Origin of the sequence: Youngiibacter fragilis 232.1, assembly GCF_000495435.3 — a bacterium.
Lineage (GTDB): Bacteria > Bacillota > Clostridia > Clostridiales > Clostridiaceae > Youngiibacter > Youngiibacter fragilis.
In genome coordinates this window covers 1-10,740 of sequence record NZ_AXUN02000174.1, presented here as the reverse complement: position 1 = coordinate 10,740, position 10,740 = coordinate 1, and the positions used below count along the sequence as shown (strand labels likewise).

The following is a 10,740-nucleotide window of genomic DNA, read 5'->3' as shown; positions in this document are numbered from 1 at the left end:
CAGAAGTCAGCAGTAACAATGCGCGTACTAAATTAAAGCACCTATATCCTGTGATTATTACAGATTAAGATGTTCCAGGGTACTAGTGAGTAGAAAATAGCTGCTACTGAGCTTACGTAACTCAAAAAAAGAAGATAAGATGGTCCGAATTCCGTACCATCTTATCTTCTACTCAAATCATGCTAATTTTTAGGGGCTTTTTCAGTGCCCTCATGAAATTGCCAGCGATCTTCTTATATCCAAACAGGACTATGATACCTTTAAGACTGATTATCAGTATTCAGACAGGGAAGAGATAGTAACGTATGCAGGCATGATTGGTATTGCTCCATATATATTGGTTGGGAGACTACAACATGATGGGCTTCTGGTTTATTCTGATTATAATGACCTTATTCCCTGTTTTGAAATATTGGAGTAGTTAGCCTGGTCTAGGCTCACCATTGGCCCTTGATAAGCAACCTGTCAGAGTCTAATGAGTTAAATAGTATGACTGACAATCCTCATAGGGACGGAATCATCGTAATGTGATTTCGCCATGCATGGGGATTTTCTTTTGCAATTCAGTGTTGTGATAGGGCAGGAATAAGGGGAATACAGCAGGTACTACAGGGATATATGAAATCGGATGTATCGTTCTTAGCGCAATAAATGAGGATTGTCATGATTACTAATGTACCTTATATATGTGATTCAATATGTCGACAAGTTTACAAATCTATCAATAGTTGAATACTCATATCACATTTGGCAATATTGAATAAATAACTGAGATATGAGGTATATTATGGGATTATTCGATAAGCTGAACGGACCTCTGATTTATAAGGACTCTGACGATGCGAAAAATCAGCTTGAGGTACTTAATGGATTGCATGACAAGGCTTCTGGAGAGACAAATAGATTGATTGCACAGGATATGAGGCTTCTGGAATACGGGATAAAGGGTGAAGAGAATGTTCTCTTCGAGCTGATGAACAGCTTCATGCCGATGCTTGTGCTTAGGGACCTTCATCTCCAGTATGAAGGATTGAGTGCCCAGATTGACTTTCTGGTTGTGACAAGAAAACTGACATTCCTCATCGAGTGCAAGAACATGTTTGGAGACATTGAGGTTAATAGCGCAGGCGACTTCATAAGGACTCTTGAGTTTGACGGAAAGAAGAAGAAGGAGGGTATCTACAGCCCGATTACACAGAATAAAAGGCATCTTGAGCTGCTTAAGGCAATCCGAAGGGACAGCATTAGCAATGCAATTATTAGATTGGCGTTCGAGAGATTCTTCGATGATAACTACAAATCGATAATTGTCATGGCAAATCCCAGGACCGTGCTGGATGTAAGCAAGGCTGATAAGGGAATAAGGGACCAGATAATCAGAAATGACCAGCTTGTTGCCTACATTAAAGAAATGACAGTCAAGAGCAAAAACGAAGCAAGTAGCGACAAGATAATGTATGAACAAGCCGAAAGGTTTGCTAATCTCCATAAGCCACTTTATAGGGACTATACGTCAAAATATTTAATCGGGACTGGTCATGAAAGTACAAGAGTTCCAGAGACAATAAAGAAACCTGATGAATCTCAGCTGTTTAATGATCTTAAGGAATACAGGCTGGTCAAGAGCAGGGAAGAAGGTGTCAAGGCATACTTCATATTCAACAATTCTCAGTTGGATGAACTGATCCTGAGGATGCCTGATTCATTGGAGAGTCTTAAGGAGGTTTCAGGATTTGGAGAGGTAAAGGCCGGCAAATATGGATCTGACATACTAGCAATACTAAGCAGGAATAGGAGCTAGAACAGAAACTGTCTCTGAAATTATGAGGACATAACCCCAGATTTGAAGTAATTTATGGAGGGTGATAATTGAATACGAAAAACAACATGATTCTTCAGAAGGGTCAGGATATTACTGAAAATGTCAGATTCTGCAAATACAATAGCGCTACCGGCAAGTACGATGTTACTTTCCAGAATGTAAAGACCTATAACTACAACTATCTCTCAATAGAATGGCTGAGAGACCCAAAAGAGATCAATCCCGTAGTGTCCAAATAAGATTATGCTATTGCTTTGAATCATAAGAATGTATCTGTACTAATGGAGGATGGAAGGATATCCGAGGTTTCTGAAGACATCAGCGAAGCTGGAAAGCAGGTCATAGACCTGAACGGTGCCTTCATATCAGCAGGTTGGATAGACATGCACTTGCACTGTTTCAAGATGCCTGGGATGAAGGGATATCACCGGACAGGGTTGGGGTTGAAAGATGTTAAGAAGTGTAAGCTTTACCCGTATCGTGAAGGCTGCTACAAGGAAGGATAAAAGACCAAGTCATTCTCGGTCACATTGATGTCAACTACCCATTCGGAACAGAAGACATACCAGGAAACAGAAGAACTCAAGGCTCTGGCAAAAGCATCGTATAAAATTGAAGCAAAGAACAGTGAATTGAAACATGGCATGGTTTTGATGTAGCATCAGGACTTGGTCTGTTTGGAATGGAACTTCAAGGAGCATTCACCAGGTTCTCTGCAAATATGAAGAGGATATTTGCTCTCTTAGGGGACTAAAGAGTAGAAAATAGCTGCTACTGAGCTTAAATAACTCAAAAAAGGAAGATAAGATGGTCCGAATTCGGTGCCATCTTATCTTCTTCTCAAATCATGCTGATTTTGGGAGCTTTTCAGTGCCCTCCCTTGACTGTCGCATCTTTCTTTTATCTCAAATTGCGAGTTACGGTCTGACATTCAGGAAGATAGTTTAAGCCGTGGCTGAAACTCTTGCAAGTTTGCTGATATTCAGAAGAACCAGACCCTATAGCGTACATGACAGTGCTTGACCCATACAGGATTTGAAAAGCCCTCAAATGAACTGCCCAATCCAAGCTTTCCGATGGTAGAATCCGAAGAAGCGCTCAGCTTGACCGTGGATTCTCCAAGAAAATGAGTAAAGCATTCAGCATGCGCCTCAGATTCGCGCAGCCCATATTTCCTGAAGAAGCGATGACTGCCTGTGATAATGTCAGGCTCCGGGTAGGGTTCGCTCATTACAGTCCATTCGTACCCGATGTAAGGTGAATCATCCTCTTTCACCTTTCCAGCCCAAAAACCATTTGGTGCGGTACCTGGAGAGATATATCGCACATATTGTGCATCAACACCCGCAATCCTGAACATCAGGAATGCCAGGTAACTATCCATTTGATGAGGCTGTATGTACCAATACCACGTAGGAAGCGTCCTTGTTGTTCCTGGCAAAGTGTCAATAGACTCAGAGGGCCCTTCAAGTTCAATCCAGATATGAGACATCCTGACAGGACCAATGTTCAGAAATCTCTCTAAAACTACCTTCCTGCAGTCCTGCACCATTACGAGAAGTAGAGCCTTTCCGTTTTCGTGGATCTTTATGTTCCACTTTGGTGGAACATTCTTTCTCGCAAGATCCGGGTCGATATAGTATCGTGAAAACATTTCCCGTACATCATAGATGTCCATTGAAATTGGAATTGAAATCCTTGGTGCCACATCGCTCGCCTCCCTTATCAGGCCCTTAAAGTGGCCTTGGTATGCATATCTTGTAAAGTATCATAGGTAATTACCACTTAATGTTTTACATCCAGGATGTATCAGGACTTCTCTTTTCTTTGATAATAGCGCTAAGAAGTCAACAGCTAGTATCAGTTTAATGAACAAATGGATAACTCACGACACAAGTGTCACCAGGGAACATTTGTATGATCGACTATACTCCATTATCAGGTAATTTCCTGGTGCTTGGGATTTTCTTACCATTCATCTGTGCAGCAGTGCTCATATCATGGGAACTTAATCTGGAGGCTGGTTAGGGATCGCACTAAGTTCAAATGGCAATACTATAAGACGTTTCAATTTGAAATTCAGAAAGCATAAAGTATGCACAAGATATCTGTAAAAACATGATATAATTGGAATATAGGTGTCCAAATGACAGAAACTGGCAGAAGGAGTTGTACAGATGGCAGGCGCATATATCGATCCTCCAAAGAAGATCCCATTCTATATCAGGCTTGGGATGTATGCAACAAGGAAGGTGACAGGCATGGACCTCCTGGTACCAAAGCTCCTTGCCTGGTACCCAAGGACTGCCATAGGTTCAGGAGTGCTTGAAAGTCTGGTAGTAAAGCCCGAGGGGAATATTTCCGAGAGGCTGCTTCAGCTCATAAGGATCCAGGTATCGCTTATGGTGGCATGTCCATTCTGCATAGATATGAATTCCTTTGAATATGACAGGCACGGCATAACAGATGATGAGATCAGGAGCCTTCAGCGAATTGAAGATGCACAGACCTTCAGTGAACGTGAGAAGCTTGCTCTACGATATGCCAGGATAATATCAGCTACTCCGGTGAAGCTCGACAGCCTATTCATGGATTCTTTGAAGTCTCTGTTCACAGAGCGTGAGATACTAATTATCGCATCTGCTGCTGCACAGGTGAACTACTGGGCGAGGCTCATTAAATCGCTGGGAGTGCCGCCTGCAGGGTTCACTGACAGCTGCAGGATAGACTGAAGCATGTTTTTTGTTTTGGAAGAGTAGATATACAGGTGGTGAGAGGTATGACGAAGGCAGAGTTCAGGAAGAAGGGGATATCAATGCTCGTTGTCATGCTGATCATTGCAGCGATAGTGATACTCGTCATAAACCTTTTGCCTCTTCTAAGGACCATATCGGACCATATTGCAGATGAGGAAGCGCTCTCCAGGGAAATAAGGGAATACGGAACAAAGGGAGTCGTGATAATGGCGGGACTTCAGGTCCTCCAGATAATAACCATTGTGTTTCCCTCGGCAGCTGTTCAGATACTGGCAGGGCTCACCTACGGCATCCTCAACGGACTTGTCATATGCATTGCAGGTTATGTAGCGGCGGATACGCTTATATTCATCCTGGTAAGGAGAATAGGAGCAACCTTCGATTTCCATATCACAAAGCCGAAGTGGAGGGTAAGGCTTGATGAAAGCATATTGAAGAATGCGGACAGCTTCGGATGGATAGCTTTCATGATGTACCTCATACCAGGTATCCCGAATGGGATACTTCCTTACATATTCGCAAGGTCAAGCATTCCATTGCCAAGGTTCCTTCTTTTGAACATAGTAGCCCTTTCCCCATCCATTCTCATGTGCAGCATAGTAGGAGAGAGGATAGCCAAGGGTGACTACATAACAGCGGCTGCTGTCACATTCATACAAATCATGCTTGCGGTGCTTGGCTATGTATTCAGGGACAGGATAATTGGATACATCAAGTGGCACAGCATAGGCAACTGAAACAGCCAGCAGTTTTGCCGTGCAACGGCAAGGAACCGGATTATGTATCTGCGTGCCTGAATCTGACGGGTGGCGCAGCAGCTGATCCAGGAGAACAGAAATATCAAGGGTTGCATATGTTATAAGTATAAGCAATCCCTGCAAGGAGCATTCGATGAAGTATACTCTGATACTTGGTGGGGCAGGTTTCATTGGGTCTAACCTCATTCATGAATATGTCAAACAGGACAGGAAGGTCATCTCCCTTAACAGGGAGCAGCCGGACAATGGGAATTTAAGTGGAATAAGGGACAAGGTCGTTTCGATTGCCGGGGACTTGGATGATGCAGTACTCCTTAACAGGATATTCAGAGAATACGAGGTGGAAGAGGTAGTCCATCTAGTATCAGGCCTTCTTCCAGCAAGCTCCTTTGATGATTACCTGAGGGAGTACGATGAAGTGATCATACCTACGATGAAGCTAATAAGGACCATGAAGGAGAATAATGTCAGGAAGCTGATATTCCTCTCTTCAGGCGGTACTGTCTATGGAAGCTACAAGGAAAGCGGATATTACAGTGAGGAAGACCCGCTAAGGCCGATAAACTATTACGGCCTCAGCAAATGCAGCCTTGAAGAGCACATAAGGCTTGAAGGAAGGAAAGGAAACATAGAATACCTCATCGTAAGGCCGTCCAATCCATTCGGCAGGTTCCAGAACCTTTACGGCAAACAGGGACTTGTAGCAGTAATCCTGGGGAAATACCTGACTGGCAAGGAAGTGGAGATATGGGGTGACGGGAGCGTTTCGCGTGACTACATCCCTATAGAGTACCTTTGCAGGTGCATAATTGGTCTCAGCAGAATGAATGCATGGAATGAGACCTTCAACATAGGTTCAGGAACCGGAGTCTCGGTCAATGAGCTGCTTAAGACCATTGAAGAAGCCCTGGACATCAACCTTAAAGTGCGGTACAAGGATGCCAGAAGGGTAGACTCTGACAAGGTAGTCCTCAATATCGACAAGCTCAGGTCATATGTTGAAGTTGAGAAGATAGACCTTGGCAAATCGATACAAAATTTCTACAGACAGATTCTGGAGCGTGAAAATGACAAACGATAGACTGGCAATTGCAATACCGACCTATAACAGGCATCAGATACTTAGGGAAAACCTGGAGCTGATGCTTCCGGAAATCATTGAGCATGGGATAAAGGTCTACATATCAGACGATTCCAGCGATGACCTTACAAAAGAGATGGTTTCTGAGCTAATGAGGATATATCCCAATATCGAATATACGAGGAACGAGCACAGACTGGGTCATGACAGGAACTGTATCAGCACTTTGGGGAAGCCGGGACAGACTTATGTCTGGTATCTTGGGGATTCTCAGATAATATGCCCGGGTGGAATAAAAAGGGTACTTGAGGTAATTGGTGAAAAACCTTATGACTTCATAGCGGTGAATTCGCTTCACAGATGCATCAGCACTCCATCAAAAGTCTACACGGATGCAAATGAGTTCTTCGTTGACCTGGCATGGCATACTACGCTAACCGGAGCAACCATATACAGGACAGGTAAGCTTTTTACCAAAGACTATGACAGGTATCTCGGATCGAACTTCATGCAGCTTGGGATCCTCCTTCAGGAGCTTCTCGACAGCAGCACTGGAATCTGCTGGCTGAACGAGAACCTGATATACGGGAATGAAAAAAAGGGCGGCAGCTACTGGAACAGTCAGGTCTTCAAGGTCTTCGCAGAGGACTGGGTTGATTTCATCTATTCGCTTCCTGAAGGTTACACACACGATAACAAGGTGAAGGTCATGAAAAGTCATTCTGACAATACGGGGCTTTTCAATGAGCGAAGCTATCTTGCATACAGGCTGAGCGACAGGCTTGACCTGAAGTCCTACTACAAGTATTACGGAAAGCTGAAGTACGCGACATCACTTGACATATTCGATGTCTTCAAGATAGCCATTACACCGAAGCTCCTTGTAAAACGACGCTTCGAGAAAACATATGGTAAGTTCATACCCTGAGGCATTATAGAAATCATAATTAACAGGAGGCAAACATGAAGATTGGTCTTGCACAGCTCTTGGTGACAGATAATAAGGAGAAGAACCTGATCAAGGCGGAGAAGTTCGTGAGGATAGCGGCAGAAGATGGAGCAGACATGGTTGTGCTTCCGGAAATTTTCAACTGTCCATACGACAACGCATACTTCTGGGACTATGCGGAAGAGAAGTTCGGCGAAACCTGGCAGAGGCTTTCAAGGATGGCAAGCGACAACAATGTATACATTGTAGGCGGATCGATCCCGGTACAGAGTTGCGGGAAGCTGTACAACACAGGCTATGTGTTCGACCGTAACGGGGAGGAGATCCATGAGCACAGCAAGGTCCACCTGTTTGATGTCAACATAGAGGGTGGAGTCCGTTTCATGGAATCTGAAACCTTCTCACCGGGAACCTCATTCGGAGTGTTCGATACTGAATTCGGGAAGATTGGCATGGGAATCTGTTTTGACATCAGGTTCTCTGAAGAGTGGCAGAAGATGGAATCCATGGGAGCCATCATGTGCGTAGTTCCTGCAGCCTTCAACATGACGACAGGGCCTGCACATTGGGAGCTGACCTTCAGGGCAAGGGCACTGGACAACGAGATGTTCATGGTCGGTGTCGGACCTGCAAGGAACATGGGAATGAGCTACCATGCCTATGGACACTCCATAGTTACCTCACCATGGGGAGAGGTCCTTGAACAGCTTGGCTTCGACGAGGAAGTGAAGGTTGTTGAGATTGACCTGTCACAGGTTGAAAGGGTAAGGCAGCAGCTGCCAATCGTAAACAAGAGAAGGGAATCCATAAGACAGGATTAAGGAAATCAACATGTAATAAGTAATGGAATAAGACCAGACCTGAATGGATGATGATTCATTGGGGCCTGGTCTTTTCAAATGGTTTTAGCGGGGAGGCAGGGATAAACAAGTGAAGCAATTATCGAATAGTTCAAAATGATAATATATAGGGTTAATTTTATGACGACATGATTTTAGCAGAAGTTGAGTTGATGGTGATAATCCTGATCCTCTGGCACTAGTAGAAGTCTTACCGACTGCCGAAAACTAGGACATAAGCTGGACTCAGGCATTTACCATTATCGAATCAAAATTTAAAGTCACTGAGATTAAGCAGCTTGGCGGTTTAGGATGCAAGATGGCAGACGATCCTGAAGAGACCATTTACTATGGCTTCGAGGTAAAGAAACAGGTGAAGAAAAATTTGAACATTGCTTTGTAAAGCTCGACACTGGAGAAATCTACATAGGAGCATTCGATGCGAAACTTCCTGACTATCCGGCCGTGCCGATAAAGCCAACCGACTAGGAATGGAGGTTAACATTGTATCAAGTACAGATATGAATCTTAGATAAAGTGGCTAAGACCGGTTCCATATGATGGGGCAGGCACTGGCAGCTGCAGCAGACCATAAGTCCTGAACATCAGAATACAGATTAACTGGCCAGGCTGAGCTGGATCAATCGATTCGGACCAATAATGGCCAGTTTTTGATATCACTGGAAAAGCCATGGCAATAAATTGTCAGTTAGTGCGATGCTCACACTAATCCAGCACTGCCAGTCTTTAATTGAGACATTCAGATCATATGGCAGGTAGAGAAGAGGTATCGAATTCCCTAAAGAACCTCAAGATCATTAGTGAAGCAAAAACAAAGGCGCTTCGAGGAACAACATTGGATTAAATGTCGGGCTTCATCAAATATCTCCGTAATGACTAACCCAAATGGTGAATTGAATATAAGGGCGTATGGATTGCATAAGCTTATTATGGGATAATTGAGACAGGATACTGAACCTTGGGATCAATATGAGTCTACATTAATGAAGTTAAATCAGCCTGTTGAAGGATGCTTCAATTTCTAACTTAAATTTTAGTACAATCAGGCTTACCTTTTCATCTCATGAGTTTGGGAATACTTGATCGTTCGCGAAAGTAGAATTATTATACAGAGGTGCTGTTTATGGACAAGACCTGGGAGAATGACAGATGTTCTCCGCTGCAGCTGAAGAAGATCAGGAATCTTGCTGAAAAGCATGGAGAGTATGAGCTCACATCCAAGGTAGAGGAATTGACCAAGGGAATGGCCCATGCAGTAATCGATGATTTCCTGACCGGCAATTTGCAGAGGCTTTTGAAGGCAGGAGTAATCAGGGAAAAGGGAACAGAAGCGATTGAAAAGGTTCCTTCAATGAGTGAGTCTGCACCAGTACACAAGTTCAGATACAAGGTTACTGAAGGCGGACATCTCTGGAACTATACTGACTTCAGGCTTGAAGCAAGAGGCACTCTTGTTGACTTCGCTACAGATGACAGGCTTATTTTATTCCAGGTCATAGAGGTTGACCATGAGATTGATGAAGAGCTGATAAGGAAGTATGGATTGAAGGCAGAGCTGGTGAATCCAAAATGACTTGACCAGCATATGTTTGGAGCCAGGCTGATTTACAGCCAGGCTCCATTGCCATATTCAGGGGTGCAGCATAATGATCCTTGGATTGATTTCCTTGATGCTCGCAGCCAGGTCAGGAGGGACTGGTTTGTTCGTTATCATGACATCTACCATGTCGAAGGTTAAACTGATGTGCGAGTAAGTTTGGTCGAACTTTGAGTCATCGACCAGGAGTATGGTCTTCGCAGACCTTTCAGAAAGGGTCTTCTTGATCTGCGCCTCATCCTGGGAGGCTTCACAGGAACCGAAGTGGGTTATGCCCCGGCAGGAACTGAAGAATATGTCCCCAAAGTAGTTCTTTATCTGGTTGATTGCTGCATTCCCGACCATGCTGGTCGTAGAGAAGTTGATCTTGCCTCCTGTTGAGTACAGGGGGTTGTGTATTATCTTGTGAAGTGACCTTAATGTCTCAAGTCCGTTGGTCAGTATCTGGATGTTCTTGAAGCTCCCGAGCTTAACTCCCAGCGCAAGGGCGGTGGTGCTTGAATCCATGAATATGAAATGGTCGTCCTTTACAAAGTCTATCGCAATCCTCGCGATTGCATCCTTTTCGTTCTCCAGCCTTGTCTTCCTGTCATCGAACAATGTCTCGTTGTTCTTCTCGATGAGTGAAACCACTCCATAGGATGACCTTACGACGCCCTTTTCCTTCAGGTCCCTGATGTCCCTCCTTATGGTTGCCGGGCTGGCATACATTAGGCTGCAGAGCTCAGATACATTGCTTATCTTCTTGTCCTTTAATATCCTTATAATCTCATCTTGTCTGTCAGGCTTCATTTCGACCTCCTGAAATAATCATAAATAATCATTATCTGATTGCAATATATCAGAAATGTGACGAGTTATCAATGATGAGTTCATAATAGGCTGATATTGTTGACTATTGCTGAATTGATAAAGTA

11 protein-coding genes are annotated in these 10,740 nt (G+C 43.9%); 9 read left to right on the top strand and 2 right to left on the bottom strand.

Annotated features, from left to right (window positions below; translation table 11 throughout):
• Positions 1-787: 787 nt before the first annotated feature.
• The 3 genes from T472_RS09855 (at position 788) to T472_RS19340 (ending at position 2,328) form a co-directional block, all read left to right on the top strand.
• Positions 788-1,801, top strand: a complete 1,014-nt coding sequence (locus tag T472_RS09855; RefSeq protein WP_023388098.1) for an HRDC domain-containing protein — start codon at positions 788-790, stop codon at positions 1,799-1,801.
• A gap of 68 nt (positions 1,802-1,869) precedes the next feature.
• Positions 1,870-2,061 carry a hypothetical protein gene (locus tag T472_RS09850; protein WP_023388097.1) on the top strand — a complete coding sequence of 64 codons (192 nt, stop codon included), beginning with the start codon at positions 1,870-1,872 and terminating at the stop codon, positions 2,059-2,061.
• A 42-nt stretch (positions 2,062-2,103) separates the two neighbouring features.
• Positions 2,104-2,328 carry a hypothetical protein gene (locus T472_RS19340; protein WP_023863559.1) on the top strand — a complete coding sequence of 75 codons (225 nt, stop codon included), beginning with the start codon at positions 2,104-2,106 and terminating at the stop codon, positions 2,326-2,328.
• 476 nt (positions 2,329-2,804) lie between these two features.
• On the opposite strand, the gene T472_RS09840 is transcribed toward T472_RS19340, so the two are convergent.
• A complete protein-coding gene (locus tag T472_RS09840) occupies positions 2,805-3,530 on the bottom strand; it encodes a hypothetical protein (protein ID WP_023387790.1) in 726 nt (241 codons plus the stop codon).
• 469 nt (positions 3,531-3,999) lie between these two features.
• Between T472_RS09840 and T472_RS09835 the strand changes: the two genes are divergently transcribed.
• From T472_RS09835 to T472_RS09810, 6 genes are all read left to right on the top strand, one after another.
• Positions 4,000-4,554 carry a carboxymuconolactone decarboxylase family protein gene (locus tag T472_RS09835; protein WP_023863558.1) on the top strand — a complete coding sequence of 185 codons (555 nt, stop codon included), beginning with the start codon at positions 4,000-4,002 and terminating at the stop codon, positions 4,552-4,554.
• A 47-nt stretch (positions 4,555-4,601) separates the two neighbouring features.
• Positions 4,602-5,315: a TVP38/TMEM64 family protein gene (locus T472_RS09830; protein WP_023386428.1), complete on the top strand. Its 714-nt coding sequence runs from the start codon at positions 4,602-4,604 to the stop codon at positions 5,313-5,315.
• Positions 5,316-5,469: 154 nt separating this feature from the next.
• Positions 5,470-6,417, top strand: coding sequence for an NAD-dependent epimerase/dehydratase family protein (locus T472_RS09825; RefSeq protein WP_023386429.1), 948 nt, complete (start codon positions 5,470-5,472; stop codon positions 6,415-6,417).
• A complete protein-coding gene (locus tag T472_RS09820; protein WP_023386430.1) occupies positions 6,404-7,345 on the top strand; it encodes a glycosyltransferase family 2 protein in 942 nt (313 codons plus the stop codon). Before T472_RS09825 ends, T472_RS09820 begins: the two co-directional genes overlap by 14 nt.
• Before the next feature lie 35 nt (positions 7,346-7,380).
• On the top strand, positions 7,381-8,187 hold the full coding sequence (locus tag T472_RS09815) for a carbon-nitrogen hydrolase family protein (RefSeq protein WP_023386431.1): 807 nt from the start codon (positions 7,381-7,383) through the stop codon (positions 8,185-8,187).
• Positions 8,188-9,349: 1,162 nt separating this feature from the next.
• Complete coding sequence (locus T472_RS09810) at positions 9,350-9,799, top strand: hypothetical protein (protein ID WP_023386432.1); 450 nt, start codon at positions 9,350-9,352, stop codon at positions 9,797-9,799.
• A 57-nt stretch (positions 9,800-9,856) separates the two neighbouring features.
• On the opposite strand, the gene T472_RS09805 is transcribed toward T472_RS09810, so the two are convergent.
• Complete coding sequence (locus tag T472_RS09805; protein WP_023386433.1) at positions 9,857-10,615, bottom strand: DeoR/GlpR family DNA-binding transcription regulator; 759 nt, start codon at positions 10,613-10,615, stop codon at positions 9,857-9,859.
• Positions 10,616-10,740: the final 125 nt, after the last annotated feature.